Raw genomic sequence first — 23,582 nt, forward strand, 5'->3', positions numbered from 1 at the left:
AAACGACCGCTCATCCTCGCGTCGTCCCGCAAATGTCGCGATCAGCTCGCCAACTTGCTGTCGCCCTACGCATGGACCAGGGCGAAAGGTTCGTGAAAGTTTGGTCGGTCAGGACGGCGTGCGGGGCGGCGATCCATCGCAGGTCCCGTTGTCAGGAGACGCATCATGTCCATCCGCTTGGAGATTCTGGACCACAGGCCGGGCCGTCAGAGAAGCGGACGTTCTCTGATCTGGGCCTTGTTGCCCTCGGTCGTCCTGGTCATGGCGGCGGCGTTCATTGCGGTCCAGGTGCTGGGCATCGATCCAGACGGGGGAAAACTGCCGCTCGCGGAGCGTTTGGACGTGGGTCGACTGGCCCGCGAGGCGAACGAAATCCTGTCCGTGCTCGCCTTTATTGTGTTGCTGATGATGGTGGGCGTCCTGGCCGCGTTGCATCTTGGCTTACAGCCGCTGCGGAAGATATCCGAGCGCGCCGCCAGCATCGGGCCCGCCACGATCAGCCAAAGGTTGCCCTTGGGTTCGGCCCCCAGGGAAATCGCGCCCCTCGTGACCGCCTTCAACGCCGCTCTCGACCGTTTGGAGGCCGGATGGCGCGCTCAACAGGAATTCTCGGCAAACGCCGCGCACGAACTACGGACGCCCTTGGCGACCTTGCGCGCGCAGGTCGAAAGCTTGCTCGAGCCGGAAGAGCGGAAGGACGCCATCGAGGAGTTCGACCGCCTCTCGCGCCTGATCGCCCAGTTGCTGACCCTGGCGGAGGCGGACAGCGGCGAGGAGGCAAGCAAGGGTCCCTTCGACCTGGTCGAAATGGCCCGGATCCTCACCAGCGAGATGGCCGGCGCCATCCTGGCGAGCGGTCGAGACGTCGCCTTCGAAAGCGCTCACGAGCGCTGGGACTGCTATGGATCGTCGGGCCTAGTGGAAGTTGCGCTCCGCAATCTGCTCGAGAACGCCATGCGCCACACCCCGCCCGGCAGCGAAGTCACGGTTTCGATCGATCCCTCCGGCCAACTCGTCGTCAGCGACGACGGACCCGGCGTGCCGCCAGGTTTTCAGGACCGGCTCTTTCGAAGGTTCAGCAAGGCCGACGCCCAGGGTTTCGGGGCGGGCCTCGGGCTCTCCATTGTCGACCGCGTGATGATGCTCCATGGCGGCGAGGTGCGACTGGCGCCCTCGCCCGTCGGGGCGCGGTTCGTCCTGGACTTCTCCGAGCGTGGGAATGCGGCGCATGCGAACGCATACAGGCTGCGCGCCTCGGGCCTATGGCCCCGTTCGACGTCGCCAGCCGTGGCGCTGACCGCCGTCCACCAGGTTGGACACGCATGAAGGTGCTCTTCATCGAGGACAACGCCAAGCTCGGCGAGGCGACCCGGAAGTCGCTGACCCGAATGGGGTTCGCGGTCGATCTCTTCGAAACACCGGAGGACGGGTGGCATGCCTTGCAGGTGGCGCCCTATGACGTCGTCATCCTCGACATCATGCTGGCGGAGGAAAACGGACTCGACCTGCTGACTCGCGCGCGCGCTTCGGGATTATCCACGCCCGTGCTCCTGCTCACCGCCCTGGGGACCATCGGCGAGCGCGTGCGCGGCTTGGACGCCGGCGCGGATGACTACCTGGTCAAGCCCTTCGCGATCGAGGAGCTTGTGGCGCGGTTGAGGGCCTTGGGACGGCGACCGCTTCCCTTGGCCGATGCGGTGATCCGGTATGGTGACGTCGTTTACGACAGCGCGGCCCGGGAACTCTCGGTCGGCGGCGGGCAAGCCAGCCTGTCGCGATGCGAAAGCGTCGTCCTGGAGCGGTTCCTGCGTGCGCCAGACCGGGTGATCACCAAGGCCCAACTCGGCGAAAGTCTCCACTCGCTGGAAGCGGACTTCACCGACAATTCCATCCAGGTTCACGTTCACAGGGTGCGCCGGAAGCTGACGGATATCGGCGCGCACGTTTCCATCCGAGCCTTGCGCGGGCTGGGTTACATGGTGGTGATCACCTCGGAAGACGGGGTGACGTCCGCCTGAGGGGTTGCGGGAATTTTGATCCCGAGGCTGGTCGATGTGATGGCGAGGGGGAGTCCTTCCCTTGCGCGCGAGCCGCTGGCGTCTGGCTCGACCCCTTCGAGCAGGGCGGCCCCCGCAACGCCCCCGTTATTGAGAGCCGCCGGCCGTGTTTGGTCCCGCCGCGTTCCGCGGCTCCTGCGGGGCCGCCCCTTCTGCGCCGGCGACCGCTCGACGGCGCTTGCCGCCTGCAGCACCCCGTCGGCGACGCCCTGGAATCCGACCCGGCCGAAAGGTCGATGCGGCAAGGCCTAGTGGTCGACCGCGGCGCTGACGCCGATGCCGGTTTCTGAGCGAACCAGCTGTTCGTCGAAGCCGGCGCGATCGAGGACCGAGCGAGGACTGCGATCCAGGATCGAGAACAGCCAGATGCTCACGAACCCGGCGGTCATCGAGAACAGGGCCGGCGAGGTGAAGGGAAAGATCGGCTTTGCATGGCCCAAGGCCGTGACCCAGATCGACGGGGACAAGACCATCAGCACCAGCGCGGTCGTCAGGCCGACAAACCCTCCGATGACGGCGCCGCGCGTGGTGCATCCCTGCCACAACAAGCCCAGCAGCAAGACCGGGAAGTTGCCGGACGCCGCCAGCGCGAACGCCAACGAAACCATGAACGCGACGTTCTGCTTTTCGAAGACGATCCCCATCAGGACGGCGACGACGCCCAGGACGAGGGTGGTGGCCCGCGAAACGCGAAGTTCGTCGCGCGAGGCGGCCGCGCCGCGCTTGAACACCGTGGCGTAGAGATCGTGGGAGACGGCCGAGGCGCCAGACAGCGCCAAGCCCGCCACGACGGCCAGAATGGTCGCGAAGGCCACCGCCGAGATGAACCCCAGGAAAAGGTTGCCGCCGACCGCTTGGGCCAGATGGATGGCGGCCATGTTGCCGCCGCCGCGCAACCCGCCCGCCGGGGTGAGGAAGGCCGGGTCGCTGGCCACCAGGACGATGGCGCCAAAGCCGATGATGAAGGTCAACACGTAGAAATAGCCGATCCAGGTCGTTGCCCAGAGGATGGACTTGCGCGCTTCGCGCGCGTCGGGAACGGTGAAGAAGCGCATCAGGATGTGCGGCAGGCCGGCCGTGCCGAACATCAAGGCCATGCCAAAGGAAATGGCCGAGACCGGGTCCTTCAAGAACCCGCCTGGACCCATGATCGCGCCGCCGAGCCGGGCGGCCTCCTGGGGATCGGCTCCCGCCCTGGCGGCGAGCTGGGTCTTCACCTCGACGGCCTGGGCGAACAGCGCGTCAGGCGAAAAGCCCACGGAGGCCATGACCATGAAGGCCATGAAGCTCGCGCCGCCGAGCAACAGAACCGCCTTGGTGATCTGCACCCACGTCGTGGCGGTCATGCCGCCGAACAGGACGTAGAGGATCATCAGCACGCCAACGACCGCCACCGCGTATCGATAGGGCAGGCCAAAGAGCAGCTGGATCAATTGCCCGGCGCCGACCATCTGGGCAATGAGGTAGAAGATCACCACGATCAGCGTGCTGGAGGCGGCGAAGGCGCGCACTGGGGCCTGGGCGAAGCGGTAGGACGCCACGTCGCCAAATGTGAAGCGGCCGAGGTTTCTCAGCTTCTCGGCCATCAGGAACATCAGGATCGGCCAGCCCACCAGGAACCCGATCGAGTAGATCAGCCCATCATAGCCGTCGGTGAAGATCTGGGCCGAGATGCCGAGGAACGACGCGGCCGACATGAAGTCTCCGGCGATCGCCAGGCCGTTCTGGAAGCCGGTGACCTTGCCGCCGGCGGTGTAGAAATCCGAGGCGGTCTTGGTTCTGCTCGCCGCCCACCCGGTGATCCACAGGGTCAGGGCGACAAAGCCGGCGAAGATGGCGATCGCCGTCCAGTTCAGCGGCTGGCGCTCGGCCTGACCCTCAAGGCCCGCGGCGGCCGCCGCGCCGGCGACGGCCAGGCCGGCGAGGCCCGCCAGTCCCGCGCACATTCCGCGGCGGCTCATCGCGAGACCCTTTCGACGATCTCGCGGGTCAGGCGGTCGAACTGGCCATTGGCGCGGACGACATAGATGCCCGTCAGCGCGACCGTGAAGGCAATCAGGGCCAGACCTACGGGGATGCCCACCGACATCACGCCGCCGCCGACCTTGCGCGCCAGGACCGACTTGTCGAAGGCGATCAGGCCGATGTAGCCGAAATAGGCCGTCAGCATCAAAGCCGTCAGCAGCCAGCGGAACCGGCCGCGTCGCTGAACGAGCGACTGAAACTGAGGGTCGCTCAGCACCCTGGCCAACAGCTCTTCCGGCATGCGCGCATCGTTCATGAGGCTTCCTCCCTGCCCTTTGGGCGAGATGTAGCCCGACCGGGTCATTTTAAGCAAACGATTGCACAGGTCCGCCAAATAGGATTATGCAGTCCTGGCAGGACAGCCTTCTCACAGAGGAAGGCGTCCAGGCGCCAGGGCGCGCGAGGGGAGGGCGGCATCGAAAATTCATGGATCACCACGCCGCGCCGCGCGCTCGACACCGGCGCATCCCGTGCGCCGAACGCCGGGCGAAACCGCCCGCCCCGCCTAGAAAGCGTCGTTCCAACATCGTCGTCCGCGACGCCGTCCGCGGGTCGCCGCGACCCGAACGCCGACGCCGTCCCTTTCGCCGAAGCGTGCACTGGAAATCGCCCAATGATCGGAAAAGCCGTGGCCGCCGCCGTCGGGGCGATGCTGGCCTTCCCCCTGGCCGGCGTCGCCTTCGCCGGGGCCCCCGACGCTCAGGGATCGGTGAGGCTGGACGGCGTCACGGTTCCGCTCTCGGACCGCACCAGCCCCGAGGCGCAAGCCTATGTTCGCCACCTTCTGGTCGATCGACCGTTCGCCGGCGGCCCCAGCGCCACCGCCGACATCGGCGGCTATCGTCGCCACCAGGACCAGATCATGGAGACGTTTCTGGAGCCGATGCGGCGGCGCTACGCCGTGAAGGTCGAGGCGCGGCGCATCGGTGGAATCCTCACGGACGTGGTCACGCCGGCCAAGGGCGTGGCGCCGGGCAACGCGCACAGGGTTCTGCTGAACATCCATGGCGGCGGCTTCCTGTCGGGCGCCCATACCGCCGCGCTCGCGGAGTCGATCCCCATCGCCGCCAGGATGGGCGTCAAGGTGATCAGCATCGACTACCGGATGAGCCCCGAGGCCAAGTTTCCCGCCGCGACCGAGGATATCGCCGCCGTCTACGCCGAGGTGCTCAAAACCTACAAACCCTCGCAGATCGGCGTCTACGGCTGCTCGGCCGGCGGCATGCTGACCGGTCAGTCGATCGGCTGGTTTCGAACCCACGGCCTGCCGCGCCCCGGCGCCATCGGCGTCCTTTGCGCCTCTTTGGGAAAGCTGGTCAGCGGTGACGCCGCCTTTCTGGCCGGTCCGCTGAACGGGTTTCCAGCCCCGCCCGCCTCGAGCGATGGACGGCCCCGCGGCGGCATGGACTTCGCCTATCTCAGCGAGGTGACCGACACCGATGCGCGAGCCTATCCCGAAGTATCTCCAGAACTTCTCGCAAGCTTTCCGCCGACCCTATTGATCACCGGTACGCGATCCATGGAGTTCAGCGCGGCGACCTATTCTCACAATCAATTGGTGAAGGCCAAGGTGGACGCCCGACTGCATGTCTGGGACGGGCTCTTTCATGGCTTTATCTATAATTCAGAATTGCCGGAGTCCCGCGAAGCCTACGACGTCATCGCCGATTTCTTCGACAAGATGCTCTCCCGCTAGGTTGAATCAGGGTGCAAGACATGTGGAAACCGCTAGTCACCGCCGCCGTCGTCGCAACGCTCCTGAGCGCGACCGCCGGCCGGGCCGCCGAGACCCGGAGCGCGGAGCGCTGGGTCAGCAGCTGGGGCACGGCCTTGGAGCTGGCGCCCATGCCCGTCGTCAAGTTGCCCCCGCCCCCCGAAAGCGTCCTGAAGGCGATGGCCAAGACGCCGCCGCCGATCATCCCCTATCCTGACAACCTGGCGGACCAGACCGTTCGCATGGTCGTGCGGACCAGCCTGGGCGGCAAGGCCGTTCGCCTTCAGCTCTCCAACGCCCAGGGCCGTCCGCCTCTGGTCATCGGGGCGACCCACGTCGCGCTCAGGGGTGCGGGGTCCGGCATTGTCCCGGGCAGCGACCGGTCCGTCACCTTCGGCGGCAAGACGTCGGTGACGATCCCGCCCGGCGCGATGCTCGTCAGCGATCCCGCGCCCCTCGCCGTCGACGCGGGCCAGGAACTGGCCGTGTCGCTGTACGTGCCCGGCAAGACCGAAGGCCTGACCGTGCACCCGGTCGGATTGAACCCGACCTATATCGTCGGCGGCGACGCCACGGCCGCGCTCACGCTGAACGCGCCCAACACCGTGCGATCCTACTTCTGGCTCGCCGGCGTGGAAGTCCTGGCCGACAACCCAAAAGGCGTGATCGTCGCCTTCGGCGACTCGATCACCGATGGGTTCGCCACGACGCCGGGCGCGCACAGGACCTGGCCGGAGGTTCTGGACCGCCGTCTTCGCGCCGATCCCAGAACCCAGGGATGGGGCGTCATCAATGTCGGGATCTCGGGCAACCGCGTTCTCCGCGACGGCGCGGGCTCCAGCGCCCTGGCTCGGTTCGATCGTGATGTCCTCAGCCGGCCCGGCGTGCGCTGGGTGGCGCTGCTGGAAGGCGTCAACGACATCAACATGACGGTGATCCCAGGCTCGCCTCCCGCCGAACACACCACCGCCGAGCAGATCATCGACGGCTACAACCAGTTCATCGACAAGGCGCACCTGCACGGCGTCAAGGTGATGGGCATGACCATCACGCCCTTCGAGGGACTGTGGCTGTACACGCCGCAGGCCGAGGCGATGCGCCAGGCGGTCAACCGCTGGATCCGCACCAGCGGCCGCTTCGACGCGGTGACCGACTTCGACGCGGCGGTGCGCGATCCGGCCCAGCCGGGCCGCCTGCGGTCCGCGTTCGATCCTGGCGATCACATCCATCCCAACGACGCGGGCACTGAGGCCATGGGTGCGTCGATTGATCTGGCGCCCTTCGAGCACTGACGGCGACTGGCGTCGCGCCAGGTGATTTGTTCGGCCGGCAGCGCGGGCGCCGGCCAAGGAGGATACCGTGGAACATTGCGAGCGCAGGCGCGCGCCTGACCAGATGTTGGCGATCGGCCAACTCGGCCAAGATCGTTGGAAGGCCGGGTCATGAGCGGGCCGGCTTCCAGGGACAAGCGGCTCCTAAAGCTTCTGACCTATTTGATGTTCGCGATGTTCGCGATGACGACCGACTCGGTCGGCGTGATCATTCCCCAGGTGATCAAGCAGTTCTCGCTGGGGATGACGGCCGGCGGCGCGTTCCAATACGCCACGATGTCGGGCATCTCCATCTCGGCGCTGGCGCTGGGCTTCCTGGCCGATCGCTTTGGGCGCAAATGGACGATCATCGCTGGGCTCGTGCTTTTCGGAGCGTCTTCGGCCTTGTTTGCCGCGGGCCATGACTTCCTGTTCTTCGTGGGTCTGCTGTTCGTCTCCGGCGTGGGGATCGGCGTGTTCAAGGCCGGAGCCCTGGCGCTGATCGGCGACATCTCCGGATCCACGCGCGAGCACGCGGCGACGATGAATACGGTCGAGGGTTTCTTCGGCGTCGGGGCGATCATCGGGCCGTTCATCGTCGCCAAGCTGCTGGCCTCGGGCGCGGAGTGGAAGTGGCTCTACGTCATCGCCGCGGGGCTTTGCGGCCTGCTGGTGCTGGCCGCGTCGGTGGCCCGATATCCCCGCGCGCCGGTCCAGGCCAAGGATCGCCAGCCTCGGCTGAGTCAGACCCTCGGCCTACTGCGCGATCCCTTCGCCCTGGGGTTCAGCGCCGCGCTGATGCTCTACGTCGCGGCGGAGGCGGCTGTGTACGTCTGGGCGCCGACCTATCTGAGCGGATATGAGGGCGGCGCGGCCTGGTTCGCCCTCTATGTGGTGTCGATCTTCTTTGTCCTGCGCGCGGCGGGACGGTTCCTGGGGGCCTGGCTGCTCTCCCGTCTGCGCTGGTCGCTGGTTCTGGCCCTGTGCACGGGCGGAGTGCTGGTCTGTTTCCTGGCCAGCGCGATCGGCCCGCGCGGCGTCGCCGCGGTCGCCCTGCCGCTGTCGGGCCTGTTCATGTCCGTGCTCTATCCCACCATCAACTCCAAGGGGATCAGTTGCTTCGCCAAGTCCCAGCACGGCGAGATCGCCGGGCTGCTGCTGTTCTTCACCTGCGCGAGCGCGGTGCTGGCGCCGCTGGCGATGGGCGCGCTCAGCGACCTGATGGGCGACGCCCGATACAGCCTCTATCTCGCCACGGCCTTCGCCGCCCTGCTCGCGGTGCTGGCGGGGGTCAACGCCCTTGTCGAGCCGACCCGGGTTCGGCTGGCCGAGCGCGACAGCGAAGACTACGCCGCGCCGCAGGCGCCCCCCGAGCGGTGAGCGCCTGGCCTCTGGCCGTCGCCGCTAGGGCGGCGGCGCCAGCAGCCTGGCGATCGCGTCGTCGATCGCGCCGAGGAACTGGCGCGAGACCTTGGCCTCGGGGACGATGAACGGGAAGGCGTGATAGGCGCCCGGGACGACCAGGAGTTCGGTCGATACGCCGCTGTCGAGCAGTCGGCGCGCATAGTCGATGTCCTCCTGCAGGAAGAGATCCAGGCCGCCGACGCCAATGAACGTCGGCGGCAGGCCTTTCAGGTTCTCCACCCGCGCCGGCGCCGCTCCGTACGGCGGGTCGGCCGACCCGGCCTTCATCCCGAGCAAGGCGCTCCAGCCCAGGCGGTTCTGCTCGGGCGTCCAGACGTAGCCGCCCTGGTGGTCCGGCGGTTGGCGCACGCTGCCCGTCCTGTCGTCGAGCATGGGATAGACCAGGACCTGCCCGGCCAGGCTGAACTGGCCGCGGTCGCGCGCGGCGATCGCCAGGCCAGCGGCGTGGCCGCCGCCGGCGCTCTCGCCCATGACGATGATACGCCGCCGGTCCACGCCCAGGTCCTCGGCGTGGGCGAAGAGCCAGGCCAGGCCGGCGTAGTTGTCCTCGAGGGCGCCGGGAAATCTCGTTTCTGGCGCGAGGCGGTAGTCGACGCTGACGATCACGCAATCCCGCGCCGCCGCGATCCGCTGGAGATTAGGAATTTCGGTGGTGGGAGAGCCGAGGATGTAGCCGCCGCCGTGGATATGCAGGATGGCCGGCCGGCCGCGCTTGCCGACGGCGTTGATGACGAAGATCCTGAGGGGCGCCCCCGTCGGCCCGGCGATCTGGCGCACCGACACGGGCGGGCCGGCGCGCTGGGGCGGCGACGGCGGGGGCGTGCGTCCTCGAAACGCCAGAATGTCCGCCTCGGTCATCGAAGGGATCCTGACCCGCTCCGGGTGGGTCAGCGGGCCGCGAAGTTCGGGGTCCACCAGGTCCAGCCCGGCGCCGGTCCGCGAAGCCCGCAGGGTCTGGGCGATCGCGCGCGGCGCCAGCGCGGCCAGGGCGAGCGTCAGGCCCGCCAGGCCGCGGCGCGTGAGGGTGTCTCTCATCGTTTCCTTTCCAAATGCGGCGCGCCGGTCCCCCCGCGGGCCGGCTGGGCGATTGGTTGCGCCTGCCGTTGACCCTACGACGGTCATCATCCGGTTCGCAATCGGTTGCGTAACCCTTGGCGTCGTGTGGCGAGAGTCAAGTCTCGCGGAAGCGACGAAGGCGCAAGTGAAGCTGTTCACGGCCTAGCTGCGTTGACAGGCAAACGATTGCATGAAAATGTCGAATCGGTCGCTCATCCCAGCAAGGGAGGCGCCGCGAGATCGCGAGAAGTGCAACCCGGCGCACGGGTCAGCACTCGGAAGTCGGCGGCCAACGCGCCGCGTTCAAGGGAGGGAAAGATGCGACATTGGAAGTATGCCGCCGCGAGCGCCATGACGATCGCGGCGTGCGGCGCCGGCCAGGCGCTGGCGCAGGACGCCGGCGCGGTCGATCACAAGGCCTCGTCGGCGACCGAGACGGTCGAGGAAGTCGTCGTGACGGCGAGCAAGACGGGCAATCAGACGCTCACCTCCGCGCCCATGGCCATCCAGGCGTTCACCGGCGCCGAGCTTCAGCGCAAGCAGGTTCACGAAACCGCCGATCTTATCGAAACCATTCCGGGGGCGTCCCAGCAGAGCCAGGTCGGCGGAGCCTTCCGCATTTTTTCCCTGCGCGGTTCGGGCGCCGGCGGCTCGGTCGGCGACGGCCTGATCGGCTACTATCTCGACGATACGCCGTTCGGCGTCCCCAACTTCCAGAACGCGCCGCCGATCCGGTACTTTGACCTGGAGCGCGTGGAGGTCCTGCGCGGGCCGCAGGGCACGCTCTATGGTCAGGGGTCGATGGGCGGCGCCATCATCTACCACACCAAGAATCCGAGCCTGACGACGTTCACGGCGGAAGGGGAGGCGGGCGTTTCGCAAACCAAGGACGCCGGCGCGCCCAACTACACCGGTTCGCTTGGGATCTCGATTCCACTGGTCGAAGACAAGCTCGGGCTCAGGATCAGCGGCGGCTACGACTACCGGGAAGGCTATATCGACGTCTACCAGAACGCCCCGGTCGGCACGCCCTACAAGAAGGACGCCAATGACAGCCGCAACCGCGACATCCGCGGCGTGCTGCTGTGGAAGCCGACCGACAAGCTTTCGGTGCGCCTGCAGGCCTGGCAGTTCAAGTTCAACCAGGACTACCTGCAGGTCTCCAATTCCGTCGATCCGCCGTACTCGGCCTACCAGGACACCGTGCCGGCCAACGAACGGGCCAACACGAAATACTATTCGAGCACCGTGGCCTATGACTTCGGGCCGGTGACCCTGACCAACGCCACCTCGTACCAGGACACGGCGGGCGGCTTCACCGTCGGTCTCAATCTCGGCGCGCCGCTGGGCATCGGCCGGCTGACCAACACCTACGAGGCGGAAAATTTCGTCAACGAGGTGCGGCTTGCGTCCAATTCCGGCGGGCCGCTGCATTGGGTGACCGGCGCCTTCTACCAGAACGCCACCTCGCCCTACGGCTTCGCCATCGACTTCCCGTCCCTGAACCTTGCCGGGTCGACGCTGACCAAGACCCGCAACAAGGCCCTGTTCGGGGAGATCAGCTATGATCTCATGGGGGGCAAGCTCGTTCCGCTGGTCGGTCTGCGCTATTTCGAGGACAAGCGGACGTCGAACTCGGTGTCCAACGGTGTTCCGACCAGTTCGCGATCCAATCCCAGCATCCTGACCTGGCGCGCCAACCTGGCCTACTATCCGTCGGACGACTGGACCGTGTTCTTCAACGCGGGCACGGGGTTCCGAAGCGGAATCCTCCAGTCGCAGGCCCAGGCCGATGCGGTCGTGGCCGACGGCGTTCCCTCCGGCCCCGCCCTGGAGCCGGACAAGTTGCGCAATCTCGAGGTCGGTGTGAAGGCGATCTTGGCGGACGGGACGGTTCGGTTCGCCGCCAGTGTCTACAACATCAAGTACACCGGCTTCCAGAGCGCCTTCAACACCTCCATCGGCCTTGCCGCCTTCGCCACCCTCGGCGATGCGAGCACCACCGGGCTGGACGTCGACGTGACCTGGCAGACGCCCGTTCGCGGCCTGGCCCTGTCGGTCATCGGCAACGTCAACAACGCGGAGTTCGAAAACGTCGTGCCGGCGTTCGCCTCGGCGATCCCCAGGGCGGCCGACGGCGAGCGCCTGTTCAACACCCCGCCCTACAACTGGCGGCTGGACGCCACCTACGAGCGTGAGCTCAACGACTCCGGCCTGAAGCTGACGGCTGCGGCTTCGGCGTCCCGCAACGGCAAGGCCAAGGTCCAGGACGCCACGGTCGGGACCCTGGACGCCTACTCCCTGTTCAACGCCAGCGTCGGCCTCAAGCGCGGGGCCTACGAAGTGACGCTGTTTGGCCAGAACCTTTCCGACGAGCGCGGCCCGACGGCGGCCAACGGCCCCACGCTTCTGGCCGGCCCGTTCCCCAGAACGATCGGCGTGCGGTTGCGCGCCGCTTTCGACTGATCGCCTCCCCCTGCTAGGCGTGCTTCCCCAGTGAAGGTCACCAAGGTGGCCCTCACTGGGGGTTTTTTTCAGCGGGAGGACCCAACAGACCTGGAGTGAAATGTGACTGGCCAAGACGCCGCACGGCGTGACTGGGCGAAGGACGCCCGCATCGACGCGGTGGCCGCCGAGGCGCCATTCCGAGAACCTCAAGGGCATCATGCGAAACGATAAGGCAATCGTTTGCCAGCGCGGCGAGTTTCTTCTACACCCGGCTGGTGTGAAGCAGGCTTGCTTGCAGATAGACCAGGAGAGCGCATGACCAATCCTTCTTCCTCGGCGACCGCCGAACCGCGCGCCTCATCGGTCAGGTGGGAGTCCGGCCAGGTTGGGTTGATCGACGACAAGCGCGTGTCCGCCGCTCCGGTGATCGTCGAGGCCGACATTGTCCGTGTGTCTGACGATCTCGACATCTGGGATGCCTGGCCGGTTCAGAACCGCGCCGGCGAACCGGTCGATTTTGGCGAAGACGTCACGCTTTGGATGGCGCTGGGCGCGCCCCAGTTCGACGATCCGGACGCTCGGCATGGTCACGCGCGCATCCACCTGCTGCAGCACGACCGGAGCGGATGGTCGCACCTTGGCCCGCTGATGCCCGAAGGCCTCTCGCCCGGCAGCCGCGAATGGTCGGGCTCGGCGGTGCTCGACGCCGACGGGCGCACGCTGTCGCTCTATTTCACCGCGACGGGGCGTCGTGGCGAGGAGGCCTTGACCTTCGAGCAGAGGCTGTTCAGCGCCACCGCGACGCTTGAGGTTTCAGGCGATAGGCTGGCGTTTTCGGCCTGGCGCGACCTTCGTGAGATCGTCGGCCGCGACCCGAAATACTACATGGCCAGCGATGGCGGCACGGGTGCGGTGGGCACCATCAAGGCTTTCCGTGATCCGGCCTACTTCCAGGATCCCGTGACCGGACATCACCACCTGTTCTTCGCCGGGTCCGCGGCGGGCGCGGCTTCGGAATTCAACGGCGTGATCGGGGCGGCGATCTCCACGTCAGGTCGGCCCGACGATTGGCGGCTCCTGCCGCCCCTGATCGATGCGACCGGCGTCAACAATGAACTCGAGCGGCCGCATGTGATCGAGGCCGACGGCCTGTACTACATGTTCTGGTCGACCCAGACCCACGTCTTCGCGCCCGACGCGCGGCATGCGCCGACGGGCCTCTACGGCATGGTCTCCTCGAGTCTGGCGGGCGGATGGCAGCCGTTGAACGGCACGGGACTGGTCTTCGCCAATCCGCCGGCCGCGCCGCGCCAGGCCTATAGCTGGCTCGTCCTCCCGGATCTTTCCGTGATCAGTTTCGTGGACGACTGGGGGCGCGGCCGCCACGAGGCGGGTCCTCGTCGCTTCGGGGCCACCTTCGCGCCGACCCTGCGCCTGCATCTGGCGGGCGCGGTCGGCGAGCTGGAGGTCTAGGCCATGGACGAAGGCCTCGTCTTCGCCGGCGTGGAGCTTGGGGGCACCAAGTCCATCGCGGTCCTCGCCGTCGGACGTGAGATCATCGAGCGTCATGTCGTGCCGACGACGGCCCCGCAGGCCACGCTGGGCGCCTTGGCGCGGGTCCTGGAGCAATGGGGTCGCGATCGCTCGATCGCGGGACTTGGGATCGCCTCGTTTGGCCCCATCCAACTCGACGTCGGCGCGAGCAACCACGGCTTCATGCTGGCAACCCCCAAGCCGGGCTGGAGCCATGCGCCGGTCGCGCCATCCCTGACGAGCGTGATCGGCGCGCCCTGGATCATCGACACCGATGTGAACGGCGCGGCCCTGGCCGAGCATGACTGGGGCGCGGGCAGGGGGCGTCGATCGCTCTGGTACCTGACGCTCGGAACGGGCGTTGGGGGAGGGCTCCTCATCGACGGGCGCCCGGTCCACGGCGCCATGCATCCGGAAATAGGACATCTCAAGCTGCGGCGCGCGCCTGGCGACACCTTCCAGGGCGCCTGCCCGTTCCACGCAGACTGCGTCGAGGGCCTGGTCTCCGGTCCGGCGCTCGAGCGGTTCTTCAACGGCGACCCAGCGCGGATCGCCGACAGCGACCCGCGCTGGGAGCATGTCGCCTACACCCTGGCGGAGCTGGCCGGCACCTTGCTGCTGACCACCTCGACGGACCGCATCCTGATCGGCGGGGGTGTGGCCGCCGCTCGGCCGCATCTGCTGGCGCGGATCCGCGCCCAGGTGCTGGAGCGCCTGGGGTCGTACCTTCCCTTCGTCACCCGCGCGAGCCTGGAAGAGATGATCGCCGCGCCGGCGCTCGGCGTCGACGCCGGACCGCTGGGCGCCATCGCCCTGGCGATCAGGGCGAGCCGTTCGGCGGCGTCGCCGCGTGGGATCGCGGACCTCGGCGGCCACGCCGCGGAGGCCTGAACTGAACCGAACCGTAGTTTTGCAATCGATTGTCCGATCGTTATGCTCGGCGCCATAAAAAAGATCTGGGAGAGAAGCGTGAAGTACACCCTTACGGCCCTGGCGGCCTCGTTCCTGGCGTTGCAGACCGCTCCGTCGCTCGCCGCTCCCGCGCAGGGGTCGCCGCTGAGCGCCGGTGCGGCGCGGGTCGACATCACGCCTTCCAAATCACAGCTGCCCAAGGACTTCGACGGGGTCAACGATCCCATCTATGTCCGCGCCGCCGTGCTCGAGCACGATGGGCGGCGCGCGGCCCTGGTGAGCGTGGACATCGGCGGCATGCCCGACGAAATCTGGGCCGCGGTGACGCAGGCGGCGCAGACCCAGTTGGGCATTCCCTCGGCCAACCTGGTGCTGACAGCCACCCATTCCCACAGCGTGCCGCGCGGGATCGTCAAGCTGGACGAGAAGATCCTGGCCGCCCTTCGCCAAGCCGTCTCCAAGCTGCAGCCGGCGACGATCGCCTACGGTCAGGGCGTCTCCTACATCAACGTCAATCGCAACATCATCGACCCCAAGACCCGCCGCTGGTGGGAAGGCCCCAACTATGAGGGGCCGTCCGACAAGACGGTCGCGGTGGTCAACATCACCTCGACCTCGGGTCAGCCGATCGCGGTCTACTACAACTATGCGGTCCACGCGGTGATCAACGGACAACTCGATCAGGTGAGCGGCGACATTCCAGGTTCGGCCTCGCGCTATATCGAAGGCGCCCTGGGGGGCGAGGCCGTGGCCCTTTGGAGCGAGGGCGCGGCGGGCGACCAGAACCCGATCTTCTTCCAGCAGACCTACGACCTGAGAAACATCCGCATCGCCGACTACGCCAAGCGGGGCGAGGACATCAGCAATGCGATGCCGCCCGGGGGGCATGGCCTCAACAGGCAGGACCCGCAGGTCGTCAAGCTAATGGACCAGCAGCGGCAGATGGTCGTGTCGATGGGGCAGATGCTCGGTGAAGAGGTCCTGCGCGTCGGCCGCGATGTCCTGGACCGGCCCGAGGCCAATCCCCAGATCTACGGGGCCTCCAAGACGGTGTCGTGCCCCGGGCGGACGCGAACCGACCAGGGACGGGCCGGATACCCAGGAACCTATGCCGATGGCGCGCCGGTGCCGATTCGCCTGAGCTTCCTGAAGATCGGAAACATCGAGATCGCCGGCGTGAACGCCGAGGTGTTCAACCCGATCGCCCAGCGCTTCAAGGCGCGCTCGGGCTCCAGCCGCGCGATGATGGCCACGCTCACCAATGGCTGGGCTCCTTCGGGCTACATTCCCAATGACGAAGCCTACGCGCAGAACACCTTCGAGGTGGTGTCGTCCAAGCTCAAGCAGGGTTGCGCGGAGACGGCTATTATAGAAGGGCTCCTGGACCTGGAGCAGGAAGCTCAACGCCAGTAAGAACTTCCTGGCCTGTTTGGCGGGGCGACCTTGACGGGCTGACGTCGATGGCGTCCGGTGCGCCGTCTTTGCTTCTAAGATCGAGGTCGCTTTTGCCCCGCAAGTCTCGGTCGGATTCCACGGAAATCCGCGCCAAGCCCCAGAACATCCAGGAGTTGGCGAAGATCGCGGGCGTCTCGACGGCCACGGTGTCGCGAGCCCTCACGGGCGCCGGCCATCTTTCCCCGGCAACCCGCGAGCGGATCCAGAAGCTGGCTTCCGACCTCCAGTTCAAGCCGAGCAGCGCCGCGCGCAACCTGCGGACCGGTCGCACGGGCGCGATCGGGGTGGTGGTGCCTTTGGGGCATGAGCGCACCCAGCATCTGTCCGACCCGTTCTTCATGACGCTGATCAGTCATATCGCGGACCGGTTGGCCGACCACGGTTACGACGTTCTGTTGAGCCGGGTCGTGCCCAGCGACCCCGAATGGCTCGATCGCATCGTGCAGTCTGGCCGCGTGGACGGGATCATCGTGGTGGGGCAGTCGGACCAGTCGCTGGTCCTGGATCGCACGGCCCAGGACTACAGGCCCATGGTGGTCTGGGGCGCCCAGATCGAGGGGTGCGCCTACAGCACGGTCGGCAGCGACAATCGGCTGGGCGGGCGGTTGGCCACCGAGCATCTGCTGGCGCAGGGATGTCGAAAGCTCGCCTTCTTTGGCGACGCGACCGTCCCGGAGGTCGAAGAGCGGCTGAAGGGCTTCCGCGAGGCCCTGAAGGCCGCGGGCGACGGCGCGGTGGGCGCGTTGCTCCCTGTTCACTTCGTCGCTGACATGGCCTTGACCGCGATCTCCGACTATCTGGGCGTGGCCGATCGCGTCGACGGTATCTTCGCCGCGTCCGACACCATCGCGATGATGACCATCCAGGCGTTGGCCGATCATGGCCGTTCGGTCCCCGCCGACGTCAAGGTGGTCGGTTTCGACGATCTGGAGATCGCCCGCCACACCTTGCCGCCCCTGACCTCGATACGTCAGGATCTGGGCAAGGGCGCCGAGGTCCTGGTTGAAACGCTCTTGCGCCTGATGCGCGATGAGCCCGCCGGCTCGGTCCAGCTGGCGCCGACGCTGACCATCCGCGGCTCCACCGCCTGACGCGCCGACCCGCCGACGAGGGTTCGACCGCGGCGCGTGGGCCTTCACATGTCCGAAATTGGAAAGCCGATGGTCCGCAAGACGGCCCCGCGACGCCGCGGGGCCGTCTTACGTCGCGCGCCCAGGAGTCCGCGATGAGGCGTTCGCGCCCGCCGGGCCGGGCTCGCGGTCGAGTGGGCTCAACGGCGATCCCGCGCGTCGACGGCCCGCTTGGCGGCGACCGGCCGCAGGCTCGCGCCGGCGCGCCGTTGTCCGGACGTTCCAGAAACGAGGGCATCCGAAGTTAGGCAATCGATATCAATTCAGAATTTAGGGGTCTTGGCAGCCAAGCTGGGAGCGTGTAGGCAATCGATTAACAAGCAAAAAGTGGGAGGAATCTATGAATCGCCTGTTCGCTACCGCCGCAGTCTTGGCCCTTACCGCCGGGCTCGGCGCGCCGGTCTATGCCCAGAGCAATCCCGAGCCCGCGAAGAACGCCGCGCCTTCGACCCCAGCCAACGACGAGGCCGTCCTCGAGGAGGTCCTCGTCACGGCGCAGAAGTCCGGCGCCCAGTCCCTGCAATCGGTTCCGCTCGCCATCCAGGCGTTCAGCGGCGAGGAATTGAAGAAGCGAAATATCCGATCGGTCGACGATCTGGTGTCGACGGTCCCGGGCGCCTACGAGGGCCAGCGCCAGTCGGTGGCGTCGCGCTCCTACAACCTGCGCGGGGCCGGCGGCAGCAACGCCAACGGCGACTCTCCGATCGGCTACTACCTGGATGACGTCCCCTTCGTCGTCACCAATTTCGGCATCGCGCCGCCGATCCGTTTCCTGGACATCGACCGGGTCGAGGTCCTGCGCGGCCCGCAGGGCACCCTCTATGGCCAGGGCTCGTCCGGGGGCGTGTTCATCTTCCACACCCGCGATCCCAACCTGAGCGACATGGAGTTTGGCGCGGAGGCCGAAACCTCCCAGACCCGCGGCGCCGGCAGCTTGAACTATGGCGTTTCAGGCGTGGTTTCGGTGCCCCTGATCAAGGACGTCCTGGCCATCCGTGTCAGCGGCGGACACTCCTACAATCCAGGCTGGGCCGACGAGTACTACGGCGCGTACGACGGAACGCCCGACCGCAAGGGCGTCAACGCCGTCCGTAACGACGACATTCGCGTGGTCGGCCTCTTCAAGCCCGCCGACAACGTGGCCATCCGCGCCCAGTACTGGCATTTCCAGCCCCGCCAGCAGTTCCTGGGCGGCATGGCGTCGGTTCAGCCGCCCTACTACGCCAACACCGCGGCTCAGCCCAGCTTCGGCAACGGCGACTTCAAGCTCTACAGCCTGACGGCCACCGTCGACTTCGATGCGTTCACCGTGACCAGCGCCACGAGCGATCTGTCGGGCAACTTCGGGATCTATATTCCCCTCTCCCCCCAGGGGAAGTTCTCCAGCCAGTTCTATCCCAAGATGTTCAGCCAGGAAGTGCGGGTGAACTCGACCACGTCCGGGCCGTTCCACTGGCTGGTCGGCGGCGCCTACCAAGACGGCAAGGGGCCGCAAGCCAATCAGCTGGCGATCCCGCCGGCCGTTCTCGTCAACGCCGACAACAACACCATCACCAAGAACTCGGCTGTGTTCGGCGAAGTCAGCTACGACCTGTTGGGCGGCAAGCTCGTGCCGCTGGTGGGTCTGCGCTACTACCACGACAAGCGCACCTTCGAAGACGCCAGCACGTCCAACACCAACACCACCAACGTCACGACCTGGCGCGCGAACCTTTCGTATCTGCCCAACGACGACCTGACGATGTTCATCACCAGCGCGACAGGCTTTCGCGCCGGCATCGTGCAGTCGCAGATCCAAGCCGATCTGCTCGAGGACATCGGCATCCCGGCCGGCACGCAGCTGAACCCCGAGCGATCGAGAAACTACGAGGTCGGCCTGAAATGGCGCACCCCCGACCGCAACCTGTCGGTGGGGCTCAACGGCTACATCACCAAGTACAAGGACCTGCAGACCTCCACGCCCACGCTGGATCCGAACGTCTCGGGCTTCTCCAATTTCGGGGACGCCACGACCAAGGGGATCGACATCGACCTTCGCTGGCGCACCCCGCTGGAAGGTCTGACGATCGGCGCGGTGGCCAATTTCAACGACGGCAAGTTCGATCGCGTCGATCCGGCGATCCAGGCGGCCCTGCCGTACCTCAAGCCCGGCAGCCGGATCGTCAACACCATCGAGCACAATTGGCGCCTGGACGCGGCCTACGCCAAGTCCTTCGCCAACGGCGTGGACGGCTTCTTCAACGTCGCCTGGAGCCGCTCGGGCGACCGTCTGCAGACCAACGGGCGGATCGCTGATCCCTACAGCGGGTTCACCGCCACCGTGGGTGTGAGCAAGGGCGCCTATGAGCTGGCGCTGATCGGAAGTAACCTGTCCGACGAGCGGGGCCCGACCATTCGCAACAATACCCCCGAAGGCGGCTCGGGACCGACGCCCCGGACCATCGGCGTGCGGTTCCGCGCCAACTTCCAATAACCGGCGGGCGGGCTCGCATTCGATTGCGGGCCCGCCAGCTCTTGGTATCGCCAGCGCCACTCATAGTTCTCCGTAGCATCCGTATCCGCGCGCCAGCTTCTCCAAAATCCCTAGATCTCCGCCCGGCCTGGATCAGTTGATCCAGCCGCCGTCGATGATGTGGATCTGGCCGGTGGTGAAGCTCGACTCGTCGCTGGCGAGGTACAGGGCCAGCTGCGCCAGCTCCTCGGGCTTGCCCAGGCGGCCCATCGGCTGGCGGGCGGTGAAGGCCTGACGGGCGGCTTCGTAGTCGCCGGTGTCGGCCAGGCGCTGGTTCAGCGACGGGGTCTCGACGGTGCCGGGGCAGATGGCGTTGCAGCGCACGCCCTGGCCCACGAAGTCGGCCGCCACGGCCTTGGTCAGGCCGATCACCGCGGCCTTGGTGGCGCCGTAGGCGAAGCGGCCGGGCACGCCTTTGATCGAGCTGGCCACCGACGACATGTTGACGATCGAGCCGCCGCCCGAGGCCAGCATGGCCGGCAGGAAGGCGCGGATCATCCGGTACTGGGCGGTGACGTTCAGGTCGATGGAGAACGCCCAGGCCGCCTCGTCGCAGTCGAGGATGGCGCCGCTGTGGACCACGCCGGCGCAGTTGAACAGCACGTCGATCGGACCCAACTCGGCGGCCAGGTCGAGGATGGCCTGGGGGTCCAGCACGTCCAGGCGTCGGGTCTCGCATCCCGCCACCTCGGCCAGCAGCGCCTCGTTGATGTCGGTGGCGACCACCCGCGCGCCCTCCCGGGCGAACAGCTCGGCGCTGGCCTTGCCGATGCCCTGGGCGGCGGCCGTGACGAGGGCGGTCTTGCCGGAAAGTCTTCCCATCTCGATGCTCTCTAACTGGCCCGCCGAAGCGGAAGACAGGCCGGACCGATCGGGTCGAAGGCCTTGTAGGTGAGGATGAATTCCTGGTGGCCCAAGGCCTCGGAGACGGTGCGCGCGCCGCCGGCCACGGCCAGCACCAGGTCGTGGATCTCGGTCCCGACCTCGTCCAGCGTGCCGCGCCCTTCCATGATCCGACCGGCGTCGACGTCCATGTCGCCGGCCAGCTTGCGGTAGGTCTCGGGATTGGCGCAGATCTTGATCACCGGCGAGATCGCCGAGCCGACCACCGAGCCGCGGCCGGTGGTGAACAGGGTGAGGTGGGCCCCGCAGGCGATCAGCTCGACGATCTCGGCGTTGTCGGAGATGTTGGGAAAGCCGAAGCGCGGCTCGCCGTCGGGGACCACGTCCAGCAGGTAGAGCCCGCCGCTGGGCGGCTGGTCGCCGGGCTTGAGGATGCCGACGATCGGCGCGGATCCCGACTTGGAATAGGCGCCCATCGACTTTTCTTCCTGGGTGGTCAGCCCGCCTTCAGCGTTGCCGGGAGCGAAGCTGCCGTAGCCCATCACGGTGTAGTAGGCCTCGGCCTTCTGGACGCTGCGCTCCAGCTCCAGGCCCAGTTCCGGCGTCAGGGCCCGGCTGGCCATGATCGTCTCGCAGCCGACCAGTTCGCCGGTCTCCTCGAAGACGCAGGCCGCGCCCTCGGCGCCCAGGCGGTCGAAGGCGCGGCCGACGGCGGGGTTGGCGGTGATGCCGCTGGTGCCGTCCGAACCGCCGCAGATCGTCCCGATCACCAGCTCCGAGATCGCCATCGGCTCGCGCGGGGTCTGGGCGGTGATCGCCCGCAGGCGGGCGACGGCGGCGCGGCCCTTCTCGATGGTGCTGGCGGTTCCGCCGCTCTCCTGGATCACCAGGGTCTCGACCGGCCGGCCGCTGGCCTCGATGGTGGCGCGCAGCTGCTCGCGGTTGAAGCTTTCGCAGCCCAGCGAGATCAGCAGCACCCCGCCGACATTGGGGTGGGTGGTGATCGCCTGCATGACCTTCAGCGCGTAGGCGTTGGGATAGCAGCCGGGAAAGCCGATCAGGTGGACGTCGGCGTCGTCGCTCTTGGTGACGATGGCGCGGGCCACGTGGTGGGCGCACTCGACCAGATAGGCCACGGCCACCACGTTGCGGATGCCCTTGCGGCCGTCGGCCCGGAGATAGCCCTGCAGCGTCTGGGCCATGGTCGTCATCCTTCCGAACCCGTCGCCTGCCGGGTGTGGCTGGCGATGTAGTCGCTCTTCATGTTGTGCAGGTGGACGTGGGCCCCCGCGGGGCGTGAACGGGCGCGCTGAGCACCAGCACGTTGTCGTCGGGGTGGAGCAGGATCAGGCTCATCGCGCGCCCCCAAGCTTGGCGGAGAGGGGCGTCGGCGCTTCCGGATGCAGCAGGTCCTCGCCGCGCAGGTCGTCCCACAGGGCGTCTGGGATGGCGTGAGCGGCCCAGGCCAGCGCCTGGCGCACCTGGGTCGGGCTGGACAGTCCGGGGATGACGCTGACCACCCGCGGATGGGCCAGCGGGAATTGCAGGGCCGCCGCCGCGAGGGGCGTGGCGTGGGCCTGGCAGACGGCTTCCAGCTTGCGGACCCGGCCCAGGATCTCCGCCGAGGCCGGGCCGTAGTTGTAGTGGGCGCCGGGCTTCACTCCCTCGACCAGAACGCCGGAGTTGAACGGGCCGCCGACGATGATCGACACGTCGCGGGCGGCGCAGCGCGGCAGGAAGCGGTCCAGCGCCGTCTGCTCCAGCAGGGTGTAGCGGCCGGCCAGCAGGAAGACGTCGAAGTCGCCCTCGTCCAGCGCCGCGTCGCAGATCTCCCATTCGTTGACGCCCAGTCCGATGGCGTCGACGGCGCCGCTGTCGCGCAAGCGCCGCATCGCCTTGTAGCCGCCGTCGAAGAACTGACGCCGGCGCGCTTCGTCGTCGGCGCCGTGGGTGCGTTGGCCCAGGTCGTGGGCCAGCAGCACGTCGACATGGTCGCGCTTCAGGCGCTGCAGGCTGGCCTCGAACGAGCGCATGACCCCGTCATAGGAATAGTCGAACACCGGCTCGAACGGCGCGGCGGCGACGAAGCCGTGTCGCTCGGCCGTCGGGTCTGCCTCGGGCGCCGGACGCAACAGACGACCGACCTTGGTGGAGACCTTGACGTTCGGGGGCAGGGCGTCGCCCAGGCGCGTTTCGCTCAGGCCGAAGCCGTAGTGGGGCGCGGTGTCGAAATAGGCGAGGCCGGCGGCCAGGGCCGCCTCTACCGTCTCGCGCGCGGCCTCGTCGCTCATGGCGGCGTAGAGGTTGCCGATCCCGCCCGCGCCGAAGCCCAGCGGCGGCAGGTCCAGCCGGCTTCCGGATGTGGCGGGGCGCGAAGGATCGGCCAAGGTCACTGGACCTGGCCTCCGAGTTCCACGGAGATCTCGTCGGCCGCCGCCCGGATAGCCGCGATCGTGTCCACCACGCTGATCGCCGTGGGCGTCTCGACATAGGGCGAGGTCAGGGCCGCGGCGACGCCGTCGGGCCCGAAGATCGGCGCCGAGAGATCGACGACCAGGCGGGTCACGTCGCTGGGCGCCAGCACGTGCTGGTCGGCGCGGGCCTTCTTGGCCCTGGCTTCGAAGACGGTCCAGACGGCCTGGGCGACGGTCGGCTCCAGCCGGGCGCGCCACTCGGCCCGGATCGGCTCGGGCTGGAAGGCGTAGAGCACCAGGCCCGAGGTCGCCTCGACGATGGACCGATGATAGCCGACCCGCACCGAAAAGCCCTGGTTGCCGGGCGCCTCGATCCGCGCCACCACCACCATCTGGTCGGCGCTGGCCACGGCCAGGTGGCAGGATTGGCCGATCGTTTCGGACAGCCGCCGCATCACCGGCAGGGCGGCTTCCAGCACGGTCTTGGTCGGCGCCTGCGCCATGCCCAACGAGAACAGCTTGTTGGTCAGCGCCAGGCCGTCGCCTGTCGGGGTGTTGGCGACATAGCCCCGGTGCTCCAGGACCTGGACCATCCGGAAAAGCTCGCTGACCGAGCGGTTCAGCGCCGCGGCGATCTGCACCATGCCCATGGGCTCGCCGCGCGCCGCCAGCAGTTCGAGGACGTCCAGGCCCTTTTCGAGGGCCGGGGCGCGGTACTTGGAGAGCGTTTCTTCGGGATCGGTCATGG

At 67.5% G+C, this 23,582-nt stretch carries 18 protein-coding genes; 11 read left to right on the forward strand and 7 right to left on the reverse strand.

Going from position 1 to position 23,582, the window contains the following annotated elements; genetic code table 11:
- The first annotated feature begins 165 nt into the window (after window positions 1-165).
- Together AC1DYP_RS15245 and AC1DYP_RS15250 are read left to right on the forward strand one after the other, a co-directional pair.
- Window positions 166-1,326: a sensor histidine kinase gene (locus AC1DYP_RS15245; protein ID WP_477047033.1), complete on the forward strand. Its 1,161-nt coding sequence runs from the start codon at window positions 166-168 to the stop codon at window positions 1,324-1,326.
- The gene (locus AC1DYP_RS15250) at window positions 1,323-2,018 is read left to right on the forward strand and encodes a response regulator transcription factor (protein WP_477047034.1); all 696 of its coding nucleotides are present in this window, start codon (window positions 1,323-1,325) and stop codon (window positions 2,016-2,018) included. Before AC1DYP_RS15245 ends, AC1DYP_RS15250 begins: the two co-directional genes overlap by 4 nt.
- Before the next feature lie 287 nt (window positions 2,019-2,305).
- On the opposite strand, the gene AC1DYP_RS15255 is transcribed toward AC1DYP_RS15250, so the two are convergent.
- Together AC1DYP_RS15255 and AC1DYP_RS15260 are read right to left on the reverse strand one after the other, a co-directional pair.
- Window positions 2,306-4,018, reverse strand: coding sequence for a cation acetate symporter (locus AC1DYP_RS15255; protein ID WP_477047035.1), 1,713 nt, complete (start codon window positions 4,016-4,018; stop codon window positions 2,306-2,308).
- Window positions 4,015-4,338, reverse strand: a complete 324-nt coding sequence (locus AC1DYP_RS15260; protein WP_477047036.1) for a DUF485 domain-containing protein — start codon at window positions 4,336-4,338, stop codon at window positions 4,015-4,017. The genes AC1DYP_RS15255 and AC1DYP_RS15260 overlap by 4 nt, the downstream gene beginning before the upstream one ends.
- Window positions 4,339-4,695: 357 nt before the next feature.
- Between AC1DYP_RS15260 and AC1DYP_RS15265 the strand changes: the two genes are divergently transcribed.
- From AC1DYP_RS15265 to AC1DYP_RS15275, 3 genes are all read left to right on the forward strand, one after another.
- Window positions 4,696-5,778 carry an alpha/beta hydrolase gene (locus tag AC1DYP_RS15265; protein WP_477047037.1) on the forward strand — a complete coding sequence of 361 codons (1,083 nt, stop codon included), beginning with the start codon at window positions 4,696-4,698 and terminating at the stop codon, window positions 5,776-5,778.
- 20 nt (window positions 5,779-5,798) lie between these two features.
- On the forward strand, window positions 5,799-7,088 hold the full coding sequence (locus AC1DYP_RS15270) for an SGNH/GDSL hydrolase family protein (RefSeq protein WP_477047038.1): 1,290 nt from the start codon (window positions 5,799-5,801) through the stop codon (window positions 7,086-7,088).
- 150 nt (window positions 7,089-7,238) lie between these two features.
- Complete coding sequence (locus tag AC1DYP_RS15275) at window positions 7,239-8,486, forward strand: MFS transporter (RefSeq protein ID WP_477047039.1); 1,248 nt, start codon at window positions 7,239-7,241, stop codon at window positions 8,484-8,486.
- 24 nt (window positions 8,487-8,510) lie between these two features.
- Here the strand turns inward: AC1DYP_RS15275 and AC1DYP_RS15280 are convergent, their stop codons facing one another.
- Window positions 8,511-9,566 carry an alpha/beta hydrolase gene (locus AC1DYP_RS15280; protein ID WP_477047040.1) on the reverse strand — a complete coding sequence of 352 codons (1,056 nt, stop codon included), beginning with the start codon at window positions 9,564-9,566 and terminating at the stop codon, window positions 8,511-8,513.
- Window positions 9,567-9,905: 339 nt separating this feature from the next.
- On the opposite strand from AC1DYP_RS15280, the gene AC1DYP_RS15285 reads away from it, so the two are divergent.
- From AC1DYP_RS15285 to AC1DYP_RS15310, 6 genes are all read left to right on the forward strand, one after another.
- Window positions 9,906-12,053: a TonB-dependent receptor gene (locus AC1DYP_RS15285; protein WP_477047041.1), complete on the forward strand. Its 2,148-nt coding sequence runs from the start codon at window positions 9,906-9,908 to the stop codon at window positions 12,051-12,053.
- Between the two features lie 297 nt (window positions 12,054-12,350).
- The gene (locus tag AC1DYP_RS15290; RefSeq protein WP_477047042.1) at window positions 12,351-13,508 is read left to right on the forward strand and encodes a glycoside hydrolase family 68 protein; all 1,158 of its coding nucleotides are present in this window, start codon (window positions 12,351-12,353) and stop codon (window positions 13,506-13,508) included.
- A gap of 3 nt (window positions 13,509-13,511) precedes the next feature.
- Window positions 13,512-14,459 carry an ROK family protein gene (locus AC1DYP_RS15295; RefSeq protein ID WP_477047043.1) on the forward strand — a complete coding sequence of 316 codons (948 nt, stop codon included), beginning with the start codon at window positions 13,512-13,514 and terminating at the stop codon, window positions 14,457-14,459.
- 78 nt (window positions 14,460-14,537) lie between these two features.
- On the forward strand, window positions 14,538-15,893 hold the full coding sequence (locus AC1DYP_RS15300; RefSeq protein WP_477047044.1) for a neutral/alkaline non-lysosomal ceramidase N-terminal domain-containing protein: 1,356 nt from the start codon (window positions 14,538-14,540) through the stop codon (window positions 15,891-15,893).
- 155 nt (window positions 15,894-16,048) lie between these two features.
- Complete coding sequence (locus AC1DYP_RS15305; protein WP_477047045.1) at window positions 16,049-17,026, forward strand: LacI family DNA-binding transcriptional regulator; 978 nt, start codon at window positions 16,049-16,051, stop codon at window positions 17,024-17,026.
- A 379-nt stretch (window positions 17,027-17,405) separates the two neighbouring features.
- Window positions 17,406-19,538, forward strand: a complete 2,133-nt coding sequence (locus AC1DYP_RS15310) for a TonB-dependent receptor (RefSeq protein ID WP_477047046.1) — start codon at window positions 17,406-17,408, stop codon at window positions 19,536-19,538.
- A 132-nt stretch (window positions 19,539-19,670) separates the two neighbouring features.
- Here the strand turns inward: AC1DYP_RS15310 and AC1DYP_RS15315 are convergent, their stop codons facing one another.
- The 4 genes from AC1DYP_RS15315 to AC1DYP_RS15330 all read right to left on the reverse strand — a co-directional run bounded on the left by AC1DYP_RS15315 (window position 19,671) and on the right by AC1DYP_RS15330 (window position 23,580).
- A complete protein-coding gene (locus tag AC1DYP_RS15315; protein WP_477047047.1) occupies window positions 19,671-20,399 on the reverse strand; it encodes an SDR family oxidoreductase in 729 nt (242 codons plus the stop codon).
- 11 nt (window positions 20,400-20,410) lie between these two features.
- Window positions 20,411-21,622, reverse strand: coding sequence for a UxaA family hydrolase (locus AC1DYP_RS15320; RefSeq protein ID WP_477047048.1), 1,212 nt, complete (start codon window positions 21,620-21,622; stop codon window positions 20,411-20,413).
- Between the two features lie 150 nt (window positions 21,623-21,772).
- A complete protein-coding gene (locus AC1DYP_RS15325; RefSeq protein WP_477047049.1) occupies window positions 21,773-22,813 on the reverse strand; it encodes an aldo/keto reductase in 1,041 nt (346 codons plus the stop codon).
- The gene (locus AC1DYP_RS15330) at window positions 22,810-23,580 is read right to left on the reverse strand and encodes an IclR family transcriptional regulator (RefSeq protein ID WP_477047050.1); all 771 of its coding nucleotides are present in this window, start codon (window positions 23,578-23,580) and stop codon (window positions 22,810-22,812) included. The genes AC1DYP_RS15325 and AC1DYP_RS15330 overlap by 4 nt, the downstream gene beginning before the upstream one ends.
- Window positions 23,581-23,582: the final 2 nt, after the last annotated feature.

The sequence above is a fragment of the Caulobacter sp. P1_D6 genome, from assembly GCF_056406095.1.

Bases quoted from the DNA above. Each gene is read 5' to 3' on its own strand.
- AC1DYP_RS15245 (WP_477047033.1), top strand. From the start codon at position 166: ATGTCCATCCGCTTGGAGATTCTGGACCACAGGCCGGGCCGTCAGAGA.
- AC1DYP_RS15250 (WP_477047034.1), top strand. From the start codon at position 1,323: ATGAAGGTGCTCTTCATCGAGGACAACGCCAAGCTCGGCGAGGCGACC.
- AC1DYP_RS15255 (WP_477047035.1), bottom strand. From the start codon at position 4,018: ATGAGCCGCCGCGGAATGTGCGCGGGACTGGCGGGCCTCGCCGGCCTG.
- AC1DYP_RS15260 (WP_477047036.1), bottom strand. From the start codon at position 4,338: ATGAACGATGCGCGCATGCCGGAAGAGCTGTTGGCCAGGGTGCTGAGC.
- AC1DYP_RS15265 (WP_477047037.1), top strand. From the start codon at position 4,696: ATGATCGGAAAAGCCGTGGCCGCCGCCGTCGGGGCGATGCTGGCCTTC.
- AC1DYP_RS15270 (WP_477047038.1), top strand. From the start codon at position 5,799: ATGTGGAAACCGCTAGTCACCGCCGCCGTCGTCGCAACGCTCCTGAGC.
- AC1DYP_RS15275 (WP_477047039.1), top strand. From the start codon at position 7,239: ATGAGCGGGCCGGCTTCCAGGGACAAGCGGCTCCTAAAGCTTCTGACC.
- AC1DYP_RS15280 (WP_477047040.1), bottom strand. From the start codon at position 9,566: ATGAGAGACACCCTCACGCGCCGCGGCCTGGCGGGCCTGACGCTCGCC.
- AC1DYP_RS15285 (WP_477047041.1), top strand. From the start codon at position 9,906: ATGCGACATTGGAAGTATGCCGCCGCGAGCGCCATGACGATCGCGGCG.
- AC1DYP_RS15290 (WP_477047042.1), top strand. From the start codon at position 12,351: ATGACCAATCCTTCTTCCTCGGCGACCGCCGAACCGCGCGCCTCATCG.
- AC1DYP_RS15295 (WP_477047043.1), top strand. From the start codon at position 13,512: ATGGACGAAGGCCTCGTCTTCGCCGGCGTGGAGCTTGGGGGCACCAAG.
- AC1DYP_RS15310 (WP_477047046.1), top strand. From the start codon at position 17,406: ATGAATCGCCTGTTCGCTACCGCCGCAGTCTTGGCCCTTACCGCCGGG.
- AC1DYP_RS15315 (WP_477047047.1), bottom strand. From the start codon at position 20,399: ATGGGAAGACTTTCCGGCAAGACCGCCCTCGTCACGGCCGCCGCCCAG.
- AC1DYP_RS15320 (WP_477047048.1), bottom strand. From the start codon at position 21,622: ATGGCCCAGACGCTGCAGGGCTATCTCCGGGCCGACGGCCGCAAGGGC.
- AC1DYP_RS15330 (WP_477047050.1), bottom strand. From the start codon at position 23,580: ATGACCGATCCCGAAGAAACGCTCTCCAAGTACCGCGCCCCGGCCCTC.